The organism is uncultured Dialister sp., from assembly GCF_937959425.1.
In the GTDB taxonomy this organism is placed as follows: domain Bacteria; phylum Bacillota; class Negativicutes; order Veillonellales; family Dialisteraceae; genus Dialister.
The window spans coordinates 1-19,697 of sequence record NZ_CALGPS010000182.1; the positions used below are offsets into that span (position 1 = coordinate 1).

Genomic DNA, 19,697 nt, shown 5'->3' on the forward strand with positions numbered 1-19,697 from the left:
CCCATGCCGGGCAGGAAACTGTTCGCCAATCGTTTCCTGTTGAGATGATGCACATTGTTCACACGCCGGACAGGAAACTGTTCGCTAATCGTTTCCTACTGAGATGATGCACATTGCTCCCATGCCGGGCAGGAAACTGTTCGCCAATCGTTTCCTGTTGAGATGATGCACATCGTCCCATGCCGCACAGGAAACTGTTCGCCAATCGTTTCCTGCTGAGATGATGCACATCGTCCCATGCCGCACAGGAAACTGTTCGCCAATAGTTTCCTGTTGAGATGATGCACATCGTCCCATGCCGCACAGGAAACTGTTCGCCAATCGTTTCCTGTTGAGATGATGCACATCGTCCCATGCCGGACGTGAAACCTTATAAGCACAAAAAAGGCTTTGAGAAAACGATGTCCATTTCCTCAAAGCCTTTTTCATAAATCATTCCGTCAGCTGCAGCATGCTTTCCAGATCCACGGCATGGAAGGACGGGCACGCCGGCTTTTCCTTCAGCACCGCCGTCACATAGGAGAGGGCCGCTGCCACGCCGGTGACCAGGCCTTCTTCGGCGATATCGAATTTCGGCGTGTGGTGGGGGCTTCCGCTTCCCACGTCTTTGTCATAAATGCCGGTGAAGAAGAACACCCCCGGCCAGGTGGATTCGGTAATGGAGAAAGTCTCCGTAGCCATCCACATGGGGCAGTCTTTGTCCACAGCCCCTTCTCCCAGCTGTTCTGTAACTGCTTTTCTCGCCAGATCCACGCATTCCTTCGTATTCACGGTGACCGGGAAATACTGGTCCTCCACCACTTCCACCGTGCAGCCGTGAAGGGCAGCCGTATTCTTCGTCACTTCCAAAAGAGTCTTACGGAAAGCCAGGCCATCCTCATTCTTCGTGCACCGGGCAGTGCCTGCAAACATGAGCTCCGAAGGGATGATATTCGGTTCATGGCCCGCCTCCACAGAACCGAAGGAATAGGTGAAACTGTCTGTGGGCGCCGTTACCCGCATGCGATAGGAACGGAGCTCGGAAGCAATGGAAACAAAGCATTCGATGGGGCTCACCGCCATATCAGGCCGGGAACCGTGGCCGCTCTTCCCGTGGAGCTTGACGCGGAAGAAATAAGCGCCGGCCATGGTGGTGCCGTAAAGAATGCCCACCTTCCCCGCCGGCAGATCCCATTTCACATGGGTGCCGAAACAGGTATCCACATGGATATGATGGTCGCGGAGATACCGGAGCATAGGCGCAATACCCCTTTCCCCCATTTCCTCCGCTTCCTCAAACATGAGCACCACTTTCCCTTCCCATTCATCCTTATGAAGAGAAAGAATTTTGGCCTCCGTCAAGAGCATGGCCATATGACCGTCATGGCCGCAGGCATGCATAACCCCCTCGTTTTTGGAAATGCACACCCTCTCCTTTGACAGATTCTCGGGGTCTTCTCTGATGGGAAGAGCGTCGATATCCGCCCGCATGAGCACCGTCCAGCCCGGTTTCCCGCTGTCAATAAAACCGAATACCCCGCCATGAGGCACCCGTACCGTTTCAATGCCAAGATCATGAAGGAACTTCTCAATGAAATCCATGGTCTTGAACTCTTTCTGGGAAAGCTCAGGATTTTCATGGAAATGGCGGCGCAGTGAAATCACCGTGTCCCTTTCCTTTTCAGCCAACTCTCTGCAATGCAAAAGAAACCCCTCCTTTACAAAACCTTCGGTCAGCACGATTCATGAGATGAACCATGTCTCCCAAAAGAATATTACTCCCGCCGGCGCCACAGATGAAGAGCCGACAGCACAAAAGCCGCCACCACAATCACCGTGGCACAGAGCGTCATGAAATCATTATGTTCATACAAACGATACAGACTGAACAAGGCCAGAAGCCCCAGCAGCACCAGCTTTATATTCACATTCTCATCTCCCTTGAAAAGGATACATCCATCATAACACAGCGGGACAAGAGGTTCAAAAGAGTTCAGCGCCCCTTGGGCGCTGAAAGGTTCTTAAGATTGACCGGCCCTCCGGGCCGGAGGGTTCTTAAGTTTGACGCGGCCTTCGGCCGCGAGGGTTATGGTGGCGGCTCCGCCGCAGTTTTTAGCCTCCTTCCTTTGGAAGGAGGTGTCGCCGTAGGCGACGGAGGATAGCAGGCTTTTCGTAGAAAAGCCGAGGCCCCAGAGGGGCCTAATGTGATGCATAAAGTATCTCTTGACTTTTCGGTGTTCCTCAGGGCTTCGCCCAGCTCCTTTCTGAGAAAGGAGCCTACGTTACGGGATTTACTTTTATTTTACAAGTGCTGCATGGCGTAGTGCCAGAGCCTCCTTCCTTAGGAAGGCAGAAATCCTGCAGAGGATTTCTGAGCCGGGCTAATATATGAGCATAGCCTGCCCCACAGGGGAACGACTCACTGGATTTTCAGGTCGCTACGCTCCCCTACAAATCCAGTTCGCTGTGCACACACAAAGCGAACACCTTAAAGCCCGGCCAGCGGGTGTCGCCGCAGGCGACGGAAGATAAGGGCGTAGATTAGACGTTAGACGTCAGAAATCAGACGTCAGACTACGTTACGCTCTCTCCTTCCTGCCTCCATCCCCACTGTCTCACTATCCTACTTTCCCACTGTCCCACTTACCTCCTCCCACTCTCCCACTTATACTCCCACTTTTTCATTGACGATACATGATTCCATATGATAAAATAATTACCGATATGCCGGAGTGGCGGAATGGCAGACGCACCAGACTCAAAATCTGGCGATGGCAACATCGTGCGGGTTCAAGTCCCGCCTCCGGCACCAAAAACCAGCTTGCTTTGCAGGCTGGTTTTTTCTTGTCTCCCAAGAAGACATGAAAAAATATCACTTCTCAATCGTACAGGCAGCATGGCAGCAGAAGATTGCGGGACTCAGAGTCTCAATAGAACAAAAGGCATGATCATCCATAACCACATGCAGCATCGCTCGAAATAACGTAGAGGCAGGAAGCGGACTGTCATTTGGCCAATTTCCGTGAGAATTTCTGTATAAAAAAGGGGCTGTGAAAAAATGTAAATCATTTTTTCACAGCCCCTTTTTCCTATTTCCTTTATTTTTCAATGCCTACGAAGGTGTAGTCTTTGTCTTCGATGGCTTTTTTAATATCTCCGTCAGCCACTGCCTTGTCCAGGGTGAGGACGGCGGTGCCTTTTTCGTGGGATACGTCGGCCTTTTCCACTCCGTCCAGGGCTTCCAGTGCTTTTTTCACTGCCATTTCGCAATGATTACACATCATGCCTTCGATTTTAACTGTTTCTTTCATGTTTGTTTCCTCCTTTGGAAATGTGATGCCTTTATATTCATAATCCGCCTTGGCCAGCGCTTCTTTCATGGCGGCCTCGTCGGGTTGTGAGCTGTATGTAATGGATACGCGGCCTGTGGTATGGTCCGCTTTGGCTTCTTTGATGAAGGGCAGGGATTCCAGGGCTTTTTTCACGTGGTTTTCGCAGTTTTCACACATCATGCCTTCCACCAGTACTTCCGCCCTGTTTTCTTTAGGAATCGCTTCTTCTCCCTTTGTCGCGCTGTTTCCGGAAATCTCCTTCCAGTCCGGCATGGCTCTTGTCTTTTTCTTCCGGTCATGGGACGCATCGTGGACAGGGAAGAGGTTAAGACGGAGGGCGTTCATGCATACGGTGAAGCTGGAGAGGGACATGGCGGCGGCACCCCACATGGGATTCATCTGAACGCCGGGATAGAGGCCGGCGGCCAGGGGGATAAGGAGCAGGTTGTAGGCAAAGGCCCAAAACAGGTTTTCATGGATATTCCTGAGGACTGCCCGGGACAGGCGCACGGCGGCGGCGACGTCGGTTAAGCGGGAGTTCATAAGGACAATGTCGGCGGAGTCGATGGCCACGTCGGTGCCGGCGCCGATGGCAATGCCCGTGTCGGCCTTCATGAGGGCCGGGGCGTCGTTGATGCCGTCGCCTACCATGGCCACTCTGCCATAGGCCTGCAGTTTTTTGATTACCGCTTCCTTGCCGTCAGGAAGGACGCCGGCAATCACGTGATCCACGCCTGCCTTTTTCGCCATGGCGGCGGCGGTCTTTTCGTTGTCGCCGGTGAGCATGACCACCTGGATGCCCATGTGTTTCAGCTGCCTGATGGCTTCTGCAGAGTCTTTCTTGATTACATCAGCCACGGCGATGAGGCCCAGGATCTTTCCTTCTTCTGCAAAGAAGAGGGGTGTCATGCCTTCTTCTGCCAGCTTTTCCGCTTTATTCTTCATATTTCCCATGGAAGCGATGGTGGAAATATAGGCGCCGGAGCCGCCGGAAAGTTTTTTGCCGTGGCAGGTGCCTTCCAGGCCGTGGCCGGAAAGGATTTTGAAATCGGTGAGGGGCAGCGCTTCTACTCCCTTTTCATTTCCATAGGAAACGACAGCCCGGGCCAGCGGGTGCTCCGATTTCATTTCCAGGGTGTAGGCTTTTTCCAGAAGTTCTTTTCCCGTCACTCCTTCCGCCGGAACGATATGGGTGACCTGGGGTTTTCCTTCTGTAATGGTGCCTGTTTTATCCATGACGGCGATGTCAATCTTCCCTGCGTTTTCCAGGGCTTCGCTGGTTTTGAAAAGGATGCCGTTTTTTGCTCCCATGCCGTTTCCTACCATAATGGCCACAGGGGTTGCGAGGCCCAGGGCGCAGGGGCAGGAAATGACGAGGACGCAGATGGCGTATTCCAGGGCGGTGGATACGGGAGCTCCCAGCACAATCCATACAGCAAAGACAAGAATGGCAATGAGAATCACCGCCGGAACGAAGACAGCGGATACCTTATCTGCAATGCGGGCAATGGGGGCCTTGGTGGCGGCGGCGTCGCTCACCATGCTGATAATCTGGGCGAAGGTGGTATCTTCCCCTACCCGGAGGGCCCGGGCGCGGATAAAACCATTGGTGTTCATGGTGGCGGCGCTCACCCGGTCTCCCGGTTTCTTATCCACCGGCACCGATTCGCCGGTCAGGGCGGATTCGTCCACCGCCGTTTCTCCTTCCATGATTTCACCGTCCACCGGCACTGATTCGCCGGGCTTCACGAGGAAAATGTCTCCTCTGGCTACCTCTTCCACCGGAATGAGGATTTCCTTCCCCTCCCTTTCTACTCTGGCCGTTTTCGGCGCGATTTTCATGAGGCTTTTCAGGGCGTCGGTGGTACGGCCTTTGGAAATGGACTCCAGCAGTTTTCCCACCGTAATGAGGGCGGGAATCATGGCGGCGGACTCAAAGTAAAGCTGATCATGGAAGAGGGGCATAATGGCCATATTCGATGCCCCTTCCGTTATGAGCCAGGTCATTTTGTAGAAAACATAGAGAGACCAGAGGAAGGATACGGAGGAGCCCAGGGCTACCAGGGTATCCATATTGGGACTGCCGTGGAAAAGGGATTTGAATCCCGATATGAAGAAGGCACGGTTCACGGCCATCACAATAAGAGCGAGAATCATTTCGGTCAGGGCAAGGCCCAGATGGTTATGATTCAGGAAGTACGGCACCGGAAGTCCCAGCATATTGTGGCCCATGGTAAAGTACATGAGGATGAAAAGGAAAATGAGGGAAAGGAGAAGCCGTCTTTTGAGCTTCGGCGTTTCATGGTCCTCCAGAGCTTCCTTCTCCGCTTCCAGCTTTGACTGGCGGCCGGATGCCTCACCCATGGGCTTTGCCCCGTAGCCGGCCTGCTCCACCGCCTTCACCACGGCAGCGGCCGGTGCGCTGCCTGCTACGGACATGGAATTGGTGAGGAGGGACACAGTGACGCTGTCCACCCCCGGCACTTTGCTCACCGCCTTTTCCACATGGGCCTGGCAGGCGGCGCAGGTCATGCCGGTGACCATATACTGGCATTTATTTTCACTCATTCTATCACCATCTTTCTATGATTTTGACAGATGAAATTTTTATTTCATCACTTTCTGCAGCATACTGCAGAGCTCATCCACCTTGTCTTCTTTGCCTTCCCGGATATCTTCGGTAACGCAGCCCCGGATGTGGGCGGCAAGGAGGAGCTTGTTGAAACTGTTCAGCGCATTGGTGACGGCAGATACCTGCATGACGATGTCAGGGCAGTAGGCGTCGTTTTCTACCATTTTTTCAATGCCCCGGATCTGGCCTTCCACCGTCTTCAGCCTGGTCATCAGGATTTTTCTTTCCTTCTCCGTCCTCTGGGTATGACGGCATTCGCAGTTTTCCATTTCTTTTTCTTCGCTCATAATAGCCTCACTTATTGAGAATTCTTATCTTTTACCTTTAACGGCTATAATACTACACCCCCCTGGGGTCCCCTGTCAAGGGGGCAGTGAGACAGTGGAATGGGGAATGGGGATTGGGGATTGGAGATTGGTCTGCAGATTAACTCATAATCGGTGCCTTCCCGCCGACGAGTATTTATTGACGAATGTTTCATAAGTGCCATGTACCGAAATCCTTCGCTCAGGATAACAGCGGGAGGCGGGAAGGCCCACACCGGTAAGCGAACAGCGGTCATGGGACAGCGGATAGACGACAGCCGGCAGCCGACATTTCTGGTCATATCTTTTCTTTATAATTTGGTGATTTACGAATATCCAGAAGACAGGTACAATACAGGTATTCCATCTTAACAGGAGGTAACTATGTCTACTAAACGCGTTCTCGCCATTCATGATTTATGCGCTTTCGGGCGCTGCTCTCTTACGGCGGCGTTGCCGGTGATTTCCGCCATGGGGTTCCAGGTGAATCCCTTCCCCACTGCCATTTTCAGTAATAATCTCACCTACGGTGATTTCACCTTTTCCGATTTCACACCTCATATGAAGGAATTTATGGATAAATGGCAGAAGCTGGGTCTTTCCTATGATGCCATTTACAGCGGTTTTCTGGCAGATGCCGGGCAGATTGCTGTAGTGCTTGACGCCATTTCCCGTTTTGCCGGGAAGGATACGCTGGTAGTGGTGGACCCGGCTATGGCGGATGATGGAAAGCTCTATCCCGTTTTCAAGCCGGACATTGTGCCGGAAATGAAGAAACTCATCAGTGCTGCCACAGTGGTGACGCCAAATTATACGGAGGCCTGCCTTCTGACGGATAGGCCCTATGAAGATAAGCCGGTCACTACCGATGAACTTCTTTCCATTGCCCATGAACTCGCCGCCAAAGGGCCCCGGCAGGTGGTTATTACCAGTGTGCCATCGGATAATGACACCATCCGCATTGCCTGCTTTGATGCCAACGAAGGCACCTACACTGACTACAAGGTCAAACGCATTCCTTTTGCCACCTGCGGCACTGGCGATCTTTTCACCAGCGTAGTAACAGGCGCCCTCCTTCAGGGTAAGAGCCTGGCGGACGCTGTGAAGAAAGCAGCCTCCTTCCTGTCCTACGCCATCGAATACACCTATGAGCAGGGCAGTGATTACCGGGAAGGGGTGCAGGTGGAACCCTGCCTGCACAAGCTCTGGGAGAACTGATTTCTTCGCCTTTGGACACACCTGCGGTGTGAGGGTTGACGAGGCTGCGCCCCGAGGGTTGTGGCCGCCTAATGGCGGCGGGTTGTGTATCGCTTCGCTCAGGGGGCGACAGCCCTGACGGGCTGAGGGTTGTGGTGGCGGCTTCGCCGCAGTTTTATAGTGCCGCCTTTCAGTCGGCCCCCTTCCACCGCTTCGCGGTCCCCCTCTGCCCCGTTGGAAGGCATCCCACTTGTACCCATAGTTGGAAGACGCAAGGGTGGGCAAGGTTCCCTGTCCCACGAAAAAAAGCCATTAAAAAAACAGCCCGAGGGCTGTTTTTTTAATACTTTTTTATTGGATGGAAGCTCTCACTTTTTCCAAAGCATCCCGGTCCGTCATGTTCCAGGTCAGGGGCGTCAGGGTAGGATAGCCGCGGTGAATCCAGAAAACGTCGGTGTCCGGCGCTGCATCGGGCAGCATTTTTCCGGAAAGCCAGAAGCCCAGGTGGCCCGAGGGATCCTTCATTTCACGGATGGCGTTTTCATAGCGCTGCACTCCCAGCTTTGCCACTTTCAGATTTGCAAAGGAAAGTCCCTTTCCCTCCTTCGGCATGTTGAGGCTCAGGGTGCCTTTGTATTTTTCATCTACGAAATATTTCTTTACCACTTCCAAGGCAAAGGAGGATGCCTCTTCCAGAAACTCCTTATCCTTAATGGTTTCTGCGGAAATGGCCATGGAGGGAATGCCGAAGACCGCCCCTTCCAGCGCGCCGGCTACGGTGCCGCTGTAAAGGCAGTCGGTGCCGCTGTTGTAGCCGTTATTGATACCTGATACCACCAGATCCGGCATATCGTTCCTGAGCCAGTGTTCCAGGGCCAGCTTGCAGCAGTCGGCGGTGGTGCCGTTGCAGGAAAGGACGGAAATATTGTCTCCATAGCTTTCCTTGTGCCACATACGGAGGTAGGTCTGAAGGGACAGGGAAGAGGAGCAGGAGCTTCTGCCCCGGTTCGGTGCAATGACGGTGACCCGGCCTAAAGCGGACAGTTTCTTTGCCATTTCAATCAGTCCGGGAGACTCGAATCCGTCATCGTTAGTCATAAAAATGTGCATAGTTCACCTGATTTCTAAAAAATAAAATCTCATCCCTTTTATTTTATCATATAAATTGAAAAGATTCTATATATCTTTTGTGAAGTCTCTCTTATAGGAAAATAGAAAATCCCGGGAAGTCCATTTCCCGGGAAAATCATTTCGCTATCCTATTTCCCTGCTGCTTCCTTTTTCAGGAAATGAAAGAAGGAATGGTTTTCAAAGAAAAGGAAAATCATGGGCATGACGAGAAGGGTGAAGATGGTGGAGGTGAGAAGGCCGCCTATAATGACCCAGGCCATGGAGCTTCTTGTTTCCGCCCCCGCCGTCACCGCCAGGGCCGTAGGCAGCATGCCTACAATCATGGTGAAGGTGGTCATGAGGATAGGACGGAGCCTTGTCTTTCCCGCTTCTATCACCGCATCTTTTGGATTCATGCCCTTTGTGTGCATGAGGGTTAAGGTATAATCCAGAAGGAGGGTGCCGTTTTTCGCCACCACGCCGTCCATGACGATAATACCGATCATGGAGTAAATGTTAAGGGAATCATTCATGAGGAAGAGGAAGAAAAGGGAGCCGATGAGGCCGAAGGGCAGGGAAAACATGCGGATGAAGGATGTCTTGGCGGACTCATAGAGCACGGATAGAATCATGTAGACCAGCACCATGCCCATGAGGAGGGCTCCCAGGAGTTCCCGGAAGCTTTCATTCATGCTGTCCGCCTGTCCGGAGAAGCGGAAGCTGACGGACTGGGGCAGTCCTGCCTCATTCAGGTCGTCGGTGACCTGGCTGATGACCTGGCTTAAGGGACGGCTGCCGGGATTGCCGCCGATAATGATGGACCGCTGCTTGTCGGTGCGGTTGATGGTAATAGGCCCTTCTTCATCTTTGATCTCAGCCACATCGGATATGTGAACCATGCCTTTTTTCGTTTCCACCGGAATGGCTGCCAGATCCGATTTTCTGTAGGACTCGCCGCCGTTGAAATAGACATTGATGTCCGTATCGTTGCCGTTATTCTTCACGTCGTTGGGAAGGACGCCTCCGCCGCTGCCGCTGATGGCGGAAGACAGGGTGTCATAGAGGCTTCCTACGGTAACACCGTAGTACTTGAGCTTATCCCTGTCCGGGATGATGGAGAGTTCCGGCAGTCCCTCCTGGTAGGTGGAGCTCACATCGGTGACGCCGTAGTCCCCGTTTTTCAGCATATTTTCAGCCTTTTCTGAAGCGGCAATGAGGTCCTGCATATTGTTGCCCCGAAGCTCCAGACGGAAGGCGCCGCCGCCCTGGCCCAGACCGCCGCCGGAGGTGCCGGACACAGAGGCCTGGTCTTCCTTGATCCGCACGTCGCCGTCATGAATGTTTTGGGAAATCCAGTTTCTCATTTCATCGGTAATTTCCCAGATAGAACGGCTCCGGTCCTCTCGTTTTTCCAGGGAAACCCGGATACGGCCGGAATTGACGCCGGTGCCGCCGCCTACCATGGCCATATAGTAGGAGGCCTCCGGCACCTGGGACAGATAATCCTCCAGCTGGGTGGTGACCTTATCGGTACGCTCCACGCTGGCGTCGGTGGGCAGCTTGATCTGCACATTAAAACCGCTCTCGTCGGTGCGGGGCATGTATTCCCTGCCTATAATGCCCAGGGGCACCATGGCCGTAAAGAGGGAGAGGGACAAAGCGGTGCCTGCCAGAAGCTTCTTCTTATGGAAAAAGCTCCAGTGCAGGGCTTCGCCGTAGAAATCCTGCACTCCCTTTTCCCATTTGTCCACCGCCCGCCAGAGCTTTGTATCCGGCACAGTGAGTCCTTTTTTGAAGAAGCGGGAGGCCAGCATGGGGGTCAGGGTGAAGGAAATGAAAAGGGAAAAGAGGGAGGCAAAGACGATGGTCAGGCCGAACTGCCGGAAGAACTGGCCGGTCATGCTGGACATGAAGGCAATAGGAAGGTATACCACCACGTCGCAGAGGGTAATGGCAATGGCCGCCATGCCGATTTCCATACGGCCATTTACCGCCGCCTCCTCCGGCCTTTCCCCCTTTGCCAGATGGCGGTGGATATTTTCCAAAACCACGATGGAGTCATCCACCAGGATGCCGATACAGAGGGTCATGCCCATGAGGGACATCATGTTGAAGGTAAAGCCTGCCAGGTACATGGCAAAGAAAGAGGCAATGAGGGAGGTGGGAATGGCAATCATAACCGCCGCCGCAGACCGCCAGCCCCTGAGGAAGAGGAATAGCACCAAGCCTGTGGTGAAGAGGCCTTCCACCAGGGTGCCCAGGGTATTGTGAAGGGCAGTCCTTACATAGGCGGCAGAATCGTTGACCACGATAAACTGATAGTCCGGGTATTCCTTCTTCAGCTGCTCCAGTACCGTCATAACGGCGTCAGAGGTGGAAACCAGATTGGCGTTGCTGTTTTTATAAATGGAAATCCCGATGGCATCCTGTCCGTTAATCCGGGCATAACGGGACACTTTCTTATCTTCCCGCACCACATCTCCCAGAGCGGTGATGGGAATGGAATCGCCGTTTCCTGCGGTGAGATGGATTTTCTTGATGTCCTCCACCGAATGGTACTGGGCATTAAGACGGATCTGGGTCTGCCGCCGGTCCGTATAGGAAGAGCCGGCAGGAGCCAGCTTGTTTTCCCTTTTCAGGGCGGTAATGATATCATCCATGGAAACGCCGTAGTAGGCCAGTTTGTCCCGGTCTACCTTTACGGCAATTTCCCTGTCCCTGCCGCCGGAAAGTTCTACATCCGACACGCCGTCGGCCTTGGTGAAATCGTTGACCAGAGTGTTGTCGGCCAGGGAGTACATTTCATCCAGGGGATGGGAGGACACCAGCGCCAGATCCAGGATAGGCGCTGCGTCCATATCTCTCTTTTCCACCACCGGATCATCGGCGTCATCCGGAAGGCTCTTCCTGATGGCATTGACCTTCTGGGATGCATCCACCGCCGCCGCGTCCACGTCGGCGTCAAAGTTCAGCTCCAGTGTCACCTGGGACCGCCCGGTTCTTGATTTGGAAGTAATGTGCTTCACATTGGACACGGAGGAAAGGGCATCCTCCACAGGCTTTGTAATCTGCTGCTCCACAGACTCCGCATCGGCGCCGCTGTAAGTGACGCTCACCACCACATAGGGCGTATTGATTTTAGGGTAAAGCTCCACCCCCATGCGGTAATAGCTGTAAAGACCCAGGGTGACAAAGAAGAGGACGATCATCACGATGCCGATGGGATGGGTGACGGAGTAGCGGGTCATATTGAACCGGTTCATACACTGCCTCCCTCGATATCCACGGTCATACCGTCCTTCAGTTTGGAAATATTGGTCACCGCCACGTGGTCGCCGGGGGCAATGCCCTTCACGATTTCCACATCCTCATCATTGTAGAGACCCGTGGTGACCTCCACCTTTTTCACCTTATGGTTTTCATCCACCAGGAAGGCGTATTTCTTCCCGTTGTTATCAAGGACCCCCTCCTTGGGAAGGTATATGGCATCCTTCCGTTCCAGGGCCGTCACCTCGCTCCGGCCAAAGAGACCGCCCCGCAGGCCGTCGGCTCCTCCCGAAAGGAGAATCCGCACCTTGTAGGAATGGCTCGCAGCGTCCAGGGCAGGGCTGATGTAGGAAATGGTACCTTCTATCTCTTTGCCCAAAGAGTCAATAGACACCGATACCGCCATGCCTTCCCGGAGCGCCCCGATATCCTGCTCCGCCACGGCGCAGTCCATGTAGAGGCTGCTGTTATCCACCACGGTCAGGAGCTTCTGTCCTGCCGATGCCCATTCCCCTGCTTCCGCATTCCGGTAGCCGATGGTACCGGAAACGGGGGACAGGATGGTCATATCCTCCTTCTGGGCCGCCAGGGCGTCCGCCGTATACTGCGCCTTCGATGCGGCCGCCTCCTTGCTGGCAATCACCGCCGGAATGCCGCCCACATCCTGGCCCGTGAGACTCTCCAGGGCTGCCTTGGCCTCCATCATGGCCCGGTACTTGTCATCCCGTTCCTGCCGGGACACCGCCCCTTCACCGAAAAGGGTCTCATACCGCTCATAGGTAGTGAGGGCATTGTCATAGTCACTCTGCGCCTTCATGGTGCCCGCATCATAGGAAGACCGGCTCTCCACCGCATCGGCAGCAGCCTGCTCGCTGCCCGCCCGGTTCGCCGCCAGGGACAAGGAAATATCCTTCGTATCCTGGGTAAGAAGCACATCCCCTGCCTCCACATGGTCCCCCAGGTCCACGTTAATAGACGCAATGCGGCCGGCATACTTGGGCGAAATATCCACCGAAGCCTTCGGCACCGTCTCCCCGGACAGCACCACCCGCTTCATCATATCCTTCCGCTCCATAGTCTCCACCGTCACCCCGGGACGGCCGGAAAGTTTCTTACCGCTTTGGGAGCTGCGATGGGTATAGAAATAAATGCCCCCAAACAGGACAATGAGGATACATAGCCAAAGAATCGTTTTCCATTTTGCAGAATGAAGCCGCACTCTCTCCATAGGGCCCTCCCAGATGCAGCCGTATTCCAAACTGCATTTTTATCTTTATTATACACCGGACCATGAGAGTTGAGGCATACAAATCATAGAGTACCGGAAGTTTTTACAGGGATGGCCCAATCATCCTTTTGCGGTATTGCGAGCTAATGGGCAGATGTTCATTTGCATGTTTGCGATTTCAGTCATAGTGGCGGAGGTGGCTCAGGGGGCTCAAGGGGGACGCCCTGCGGGCGAGGGGAAGGTGCGGCGCACAATTCATATAGCGCCGCAAGTATTGTAACCGGCGGCGGAGCCGCGAAATACATAATCTGTGCCGCTATATAATTTGATGCGGCACACCATCCCCTGAGCCACCTGAGTCACTTGAGCCACTATGACTATACCCGTAAACGTGCAATGCAAATCTAACCAACATCTCGCAATACTGAAATTGGCATAATAAAAACAGCAGCCCCTAAGAAATGCTGCTGTTTTTATCTGCTGATATAACCTCCCCCATCTATGGGGGAGGTGCCCGCAGAGTGAACATCCTGCATAGGATGTTCAAGTCTGGTCAAAGTTGGCGCTTTTTCTGCACATTAAAGTGCCTTCCTTTTGTGACCAGACGGAGGGGGCTCTCGCTGAAGTCGCTCCCACCGTTTTCCCGCATCCGTCCAGCCGCCTTCGGCGGCCACCCCTCCACCGCTAACGGGGCCCCCTCCCCTCTAAAGAGGGGAGGTTAATGGATCTGCGGCGCAGCCGCTGGATTCCTTGTCCCCTTGAGGTGGCAGCGAACACGATTTGGAGGAGCGTTAGCGACGCGCAAATCGTAGTGAGTCGCTTCCCACCGGGGCGACGCGAGCGCAGCGAGAGGGGTGTGCTATCGGTATTAAGGAAGCGCTGATTAATTCGCAGAGTCAGATTTCATAAGGATTTTTATGCACTGCTTCGTCATAATCCTCCTTAAATAGCTCGCTATTCGCGTCGGATTATTCCTCGCATTGCATAAAAATCCAAGAATGAAATCTGACAACGATTTAATCAGTGCTTCCTTAAAACGTTCAGTAACCCCCGCGCCACTTCGTGGCCCTCTCCACCGGGTCAATCACAAAAGGAAGGCGCCTTAATGGGCAGGCTAGGCGCCAACTTTGATTGGTCGGCCAGCCGACAAAAGGAAGGCACTTTAATGGGCAGTAAAAGTGCCAACTTACGGCTGGCTCGCATGTCCTATGCAGGACATGCGCATCTCGAGTCCTATGCAGGACTCTCGCCTGAGAGGGGGCGCAAGTTTGCGGCAAAGCCGCGGGGACTCAACTCTCAAATCTCAACTCTGCTTTTCTCAAAACGTCCAATGAATCCCCACGTTCCACTGCCATTTCCTGTTCCAGGTGCCGCCGAATTCTCTTTCTCCATCAGCGTAGAGGCAGGTGCTGCCGTTGATGCGGTAGGTGCCGCCGAAGCCCGCTTCGTACCAGGTGTCCCGGTAGTCCATGCTTGTCGTCATGGTTTCTCCATCCGGGGCGGTGAGGTAGTAGTCCCGGTTTCCGCCGAATTCATGGAGCACCGAGAATTTGGCGTAGTAATCGAAGGGATGGTTTCCTTCTGTCTTTCTCTGTCCCAGGAGGATGCCAAGCCGTCCGATGGCGCTGTTGAAACTGTCCATGTGGACTGTCTTGCCCCGGCCGGTGGTGTAGTCTTTGCTGTCCAGGTGGCCGAAGACAACCTGGGCCTGGGGTTCCAGGAAGAGGCCTTTTTTATTTAAGGTATGGGTCCTGCCGTACTCGATGGACAGGCTTTCTTCCCTTGTCCGGAAGGAGGCGCTGTCCGGCCATTCTCCGTAGCTGTGAAGGGTGGTATCGTCCCGGCCCACTTTCGCTACCACGTCGGTGTAGGAGCCGCAGTCGCCGAACCAGGTGCCGTAGAGGGCGCCGGCGAAGGTGTGGTCCTTGCCGCTGCCGTTTTCATACCGCGGGTTGCCGATGCCCCGTTCGAAGAGGAAGCCGTAGATGCTCTTCCGGTTCGCCGCGTAATCATAGCCCAGCTGGAGGCGGTTGTACTTGCTGTACACCCCGTCGCCGCTGTAGGCGCCGTGGGTATCCCGGGCCCAGAGGCCGGATACGTCTTCCTTCTTATCCCGGAACCGGAGCTCCCCCATCCGCTGGCGGAGGGTGTCGATGGAATTCCGGTAGAGGGCGTAGGTGTTGTCGGTGGCATGGAGGAGGGTCTTCGTGCTCTGGTTAATGGTCCTCTGCAGTTTCGTCAGGTACCATTCCGTATCCTTCGCATCGCCATAGCCCATCACCTCACGGACATACTTGCCGTTCTGGATGGTGGGCGTCACGTCCCAGAGGCCCCCATCGTCCAAGGTGAGTCCGGTGAAGGTGGCCTTCCCGCTGTCATCGGTGATCATGAGCTCATGCTTCTCCCCCGTCACTTCCTGGCCGGTGAGGAAACTCTCATCATGGACCTGGATCTTCCCGGAAGCGCCGGCTGCAGAAGAGTCTATATGGACTTTGTCTCCGAAACCGGACTTGTTATCCTGCCCAAGATCCGACTTCATGCGGAAAATACCGCCATTCCCGCTGTAACTTCCCACATCCAGATGTTCGTAGTGCGGGTTGTATTCCATATTCACAACGCCGCCATTATTGTGGAGCAGTGATGTTACCGTACTATCAGCAGTCATGTCCCACCGGGCACCGTTGGCAAGGGTGAGATTGGTGGTGCCTTCTGTCAGGACGCCGGAAAGATTCTTGCCACTTTCCACCGCTGATTTACCCCGCAGCAGGGAGTCGGCCGTATCCAGTTTCAGATTGATGGTGCCGCTGCCCATACTTAGCAGGTTCCCGTAAATCTGCTTCGTACCTTCTCCAAGAGCCGTAATGGAACCTTCCGCTTTGGCAGAAAGGGCATCCTGGTCTTCGCCGGTCTGCACCTTCATGCCGCCGTCAAAGAGCACATTGCCCTTCGCCGCAGAAAAGACAGCTGCATTTTGGACGGCCGTGGTATCGAGCAGGACGGAAGCGCCATCTCCCAATTCGGTGGTGCCGTACAGATTGTAAATGCCATAAACATAACCATTGGACAAAGCAGGAGCAGAGACAGAAATGGAAGCATCATCGCCAATCTGGGAAAGGGCGTTGTTATAGAGGCCAAAAAGCTGCACATTGGAAGATGTGTCTCCATCATAAGACACCACAGTGTGAGACTGATTTTCTAGCTTGAGATTCAAAGATCCATCTGCCATCTTTCCTTCAATATCATATCCTGCAATCCAAAAATAAGGTGCTTGCCCCTTCACCTGTACTTTATTCAGGCTATGATCCCCTATAGCTAATTTACTGTTTACAGATAATGCACCATACACTTCATTTGTATCAGAAGCTTGAACGGTACTAACATAATGGTCCTGTATGTCTGTAGTACTGCTGTTATTCTGCCGGATACCAAAAGCCAGCGTTTCATTGACAGCATTCACATTCACTTGCAGTCCCTGCTCCGCTTCCATCCTGCCGGAATTATCCATCTTGATTCCATAGGTACTGGCTCCTGTCCCATGGGTACCGGTATTTTGGGCAGAAGCCTGTATCGTATTTTCCGTTCCCAAATGGATGAGAGCGCCGTCATTTTCTAAACCCCGTGTAACAATATTGCCTGAATCTCCTTCATAGGAGACAAAGGTCTTTCCTTTCTTTCCAATGAATCCCCCTTCGTCTCCTTCTCCTGCTTTAGCATCGCTTTGCGCCTTTACGCCAGTTACCACCTGAGCTTTGCCTTTGGCCTGCACCTCATTCAAGCCATCCTCTCCTATAGTAAATTTACTATTTTGGGAAAATACACCATAGGTTTCATCTGTATCAGAAGCCGTAACCGTATTGGTAAAATAATTTCGTATGGACGTGTTACTACCATTATCCTGCCGGATACCATAAGCTGCAGATTCATTATCAGCATTCACTTTGATTTGCAGTCCCTGGTCCGCCTCAAACCTTCCGGCAGCGTTCATCTTAATGCCATAAACACCGGTTCCCGTCCCATGGGTACCGGTATTCCGGGCAGACGCCTGAATTGTATTGCCTTCTCCCAGCTTGACAAGAGCACCGTAGTTTTCCACGCCTCGTGTATCTACATTTTTTGAATCTCCCACATAGGAAACAAGAGTCTTTCCCCTCTTGCCAATGGATAGGATATCCTCCACTCCTTCATCCACTTCTCCCGCATTGGCATCGTTTTGTGCAATCAGGCCCATCACAAAGTCGGCCCTGCCATTTGCCGTGACTACGTTGGTCATATTATCACCAATTTTTGCATTTGTATGATAGTCCGTATAGATTCCGTACACAGAGCCAATGGTTCCTGTAGTCGTAGCATAAATCTGTGCCTCATTACCCAAAGTAAAATCTGTATGGGACAGGCGTATTGCTATGGCCTCACTTTGGGTAAGTGTATAATTTTTTTCATTGTGGAACTCCGTCGATATGACAGCATCTTTTCCGATAGACAGCGTCTGGCGGCCTTTGGCTGGTTTATCATAGGTCTCGTTATTCCAATTGTGGACCGTTTGAACAGCATCGGAGATAAGATGAGTAGACTCCCCATCTACCTGCGTCTTGACCTTAATGGCAGTGCTATCCCCTATCTGCGCCTTCCCATAATGGATAACTCCCAGACCAAACACTTCTCCCCATGTCCCCGTGTGAACAGAAACACTAGAAGTAAGTCCACTTCCAGCCTGAAGGTTTTCCCCATCCACTTCAATACCGTAGAGTCCTGCGCTTTCCGTTGCCTTATTGCCTGTCAGGCTCACGGAAATATGATCTCCCAGCTGGGCCGTTCCCGCATAAGGTTTCCCTGTATCATTGGTTGCATTAAACAGCTGGAATCCATTGAGCTGAATGCCTCTGGCTCGAATACCATTTCCCGTGAAATCCCCGCTGATCTGCATGCCGGATTTCAGATTCAGGGTCCCATTCCAGCCATAGCCCGTATCAATGACCCCCGTATCCTCCTGAGTCTGTCCTCCATTTTCCACATGCACCGTATTGGAGTTGACCTGGACAGTTCCCGTAGAAGAAGGAGCTACATAAATGGCCGTAGCATAGGTATGCCCCTTCACATTGAAATCATCATCGATGACCTTGTCCTTATCCGTCACAACGAGAGGCGCCGTCTGTACCGCCGCCTCTGCCGCGGAGGGCACCACAAAAGCTCCCGTTAGCGCCAGGGCTGCCAGGAGGATCCTTGCCTTTCTCAGGGAAGAAGATTGTCTACCCCCCCCCGATTTTATTTTTAACTAGTTCGTGTTCCATAAGACATGCCTCTCTTCTCATCTATTTCTGCAAAATAAAAAAGCCCACAATCCTCCAAGCGTTCATGCGCTTCCTTTCTGCATTATATACCTGATGATTTACCGTGTTTAACTATAGTCCTTTTCCCTGCTATTGTCAAGGAATTTTACAATAATATTACAAATAATGTGTTTAACTATGATAAATACAGACTTCTGGTCTGAATCCCGAGACCAGGAAATAGAAATCGGACATAGCACCTTTGGGCCTGTTATGCAAATATAATGCATGTTATTTATAAATATGCATAAATAGACCGCCAACTGGGTCATCAGGCCCTTTGGGCCGGGGGACCGGTGGATGAGTGAGCGGCCATACATGCGGGGCTTCTAGCCGCTAGCTTCTAGGGAAGCACTGATTAAATCGTTGCCAGATTTCATTCTTGGATTTTTATGCAATGCGAGGAATAATCCGACGCGAATAGCGAGCTATTTAAGGAGGATTATGACGAAGCAGTGCATAAAAATCCTTATGAAATCTGGCTCTGCGAATTAATCAGCGCTTCCCTAGCTGCCAGGAAAGCTGATCAGGCCCTGCGGGCCAGACCCATCAGAACCCTATAGCTAACCCCACCCTGGCGGGAGCCCCTTCCCGAGGAAGGGGCCTCGTGTAGAGGCAATTGTCCGTTTTGGGATTGTACGCAAGCGGGTTCCTATTCGCGGCTTCGCCACTGATCGTTAGCCTCCTTCCTTGGGAAGGCGGAGTGTGCTTCGGCCGGGCTCTAAGGTGCTCGCTTAATGTGCAGGTTATGCTCGCAAATGAGCCCGGCTTGGGCATCCTATGCAGGATGCCCACATAGGACCTCCGAGTCAATTGTAAGTTGGCGCTTATACTGCACATCAAAGCGCCTTCCTTTTATCAATTGACGCTGCCCACGGGGCTGAGGATAGCTGATGGGATCTGTTGGAAGCGCCGCAGGCTTACCAGCTTTCCTAGTGGCTAACAGCTAGAAGCTAGTGACCTGTCTCAACCATATTTGGGTTAATTCTATATGGTAATTTTTATAGAACTGTATATGAGATTGACCCCAAGCATGCAGCCCCTTGGAGAAGGGGCGCGCCAAAGGCGGAGGATAGATCACCGTGACGGTAAAAACGGAATGTGAGCTAATCCCTAATCATTCCGCCCCTTCGGGGCATCCATCCCCTGCCCTTTGGGCTGCCCCCTTCTCTAAGGGGGCGCGCTTTTAACGAATAGAGTCATTTGTTATTTAACATGTTCAGTAGTTGTCGCGTTAATTGCGCCTGGCAGTATTAACCCAAATATGTATAGTGGGCCCGTTGTCAAGACCAGCTTTTCAAAAACTAAGCGCGCCGATTG

General features: G+C 52.9%; 10 protein-coding genes and 1 tRNA gene. 2 read left to right on the forward strand and 9 right to left on the reverse strand.

Translation table 11 applies throughout. The features are described 5' to 3' along the window. Positions 1–84 precede the first annotated feature (84 nt). From Q0482_RS07325 to Q0482_RS07335, 3 genes are all read right to left on the reverse strand, one after another. The gene (locus Q0482_RS07325) at positions 85–429 is read right to left on the reverse strand and encodes a hypothetical protein (protein WP_299145094.1); all 345 of its coding nucleotides are present in this window, start codon (positions 427–429) and stop codon (positions 85–87) included. 3 nt (positions 430–432) lie between these two features. Continuing rightward, positions 433–1,683 carry an amidohydrolase gene (locus Q0482_RS07330; RefSeq protein ID WP_299145096.1) on the reverse strand — a complete coding sequence of 417 codons (1,251 nt, stop codon included), beginning with the start codon at positions 1,681–1,683 and terminating at the stop codon, positions 433–435. A 71-nt stretch (positions 1,684–1,754) separates the two neighbouring features. Further along, positions 1,755–1,907: a hypothetical protein gene (locus tag Q0482_RS07335; RefSeq protein WP_291055342.1), complete on the reverse strand. Its 153-nt coding sequence runs from the start codon at positions 1,905–1,907 to the stop codon at positions 1,755–1,757. A gap of 798 nt (positions 1,908–2,705) precedes the next feature. Between Q0482_RS07335 and Q0482_RS07340 the strand changes: the two genes are divergently transcribed. Further along, positions 2,706–2,791, forward strand: a tRNA-Leu gene (locus Q0482_RS07340). A gap of 286 nt (positions 2,792–3,077) precedes the next feature. Here Q0482_RS07340 and Q0482_RS07345 read toward each other — a convergent pair. Together Q0482_RS07345 and Q0482_RS07350 are read right to left on the reverse strand one after the other, a co-directional pair. Then, positions 3,078–5,879, reverse strand: coding sequence for a heavy metal translocating P-type ATPase (locus Q0482_RS07345; protein ID WP_299145098.1), 2,802 nt, complete (start codon positions 5,877–5,879; stop codon positions 3,078–3,080). Between the two features lie 39 nt (positions 5,880–5,918). Then, a complete protein-coding gene (locus tag Q0482_RS07350) occupies positions 5,919–6,230 on the reverse strand; it encodes a metal-sensing transcriptional repressor (RefSeq protein ID WP_296981257.1) in 312 nt (103 codons plus the stop codon). A gap of 402 nt (positions 6,231–6,632) precedes the next feature. On the opposite strand from Q0482_RS07350, the gene Q0482_RS07355 reads away from it, so the two are divergent. Further along, positions 6,633–7,466, forward strand: a complete 834-nt coding sequence (locus tag Q0482_RS07355) for a pyridoxamine kinase (protein ID WP_299145099.1) — start codon at positions 6,633–6,635, stop codon at positions 7,464–7,466. Positions 7,467–7,796: 330 nt separating this feature from the next. Here Q0482_RS07355 and surE read toward each other — a convergent pair whose 3' ends face one another. The 4 genes from surE to Q0482_RS07375 form a co-directional block, all read right to left on the reverse strand. Beyond that, positions 7,797–8,555 (reverse strand): 5'/3'-nucleotidase SurE, encoded by a 759-nt coding sequence (gene surE / locus Q0482_RS07360; protein ID WP_299145100.1) that lies wholly within the window; start codon positions 8,553–8,555, stop codon positions 7,797–7,799. Positions 8,556–8,704: 149 nt separating this feature from the next. Then, positions 8,705–11,818, reverse strand: coding sequence for an efflux RND transporter permease subunit (locus Q0482_RS07365; protein ID WP_299145102.1), 3,114 nt, complete (start codon positions 11,816–11,818; stop codon positions 8,705–8,707). Further along, positions 11,815–13,050 carry an efflux RND transporter periplasmic adaptor subunit gene (locus Q0482_RS07370; RefSeq protein WP_299145104.1) on the reverse strand — a complete coding sequence of 412 codons (1,236 nt, stop codon included), beginning with the start codon at positions 13,048–13,050 and terminating at the stop codon, positions 11,815–11,817. Before Q0482_RS07370 ends, Q0482_RS07365 begins: the two co-directional genes overlap by 4 nt. Positions 13,051–14,368: 1,318 nt before the next feature. Further along, positions 14,369–18,229 (reverse strand): autotransporter outer membrane beta-barrel domain-containing protein, encoded by a 3,861-nt coding sequence (locus Q0482_RS07375; RefSeq protein WP_299145106.1) that lies wholly within the window; start codon positions 18,227–18,229, stop codon positions 14,369–14,371. Positions 18,230–19,697: the final 1,468 nt, after the last annotated feature.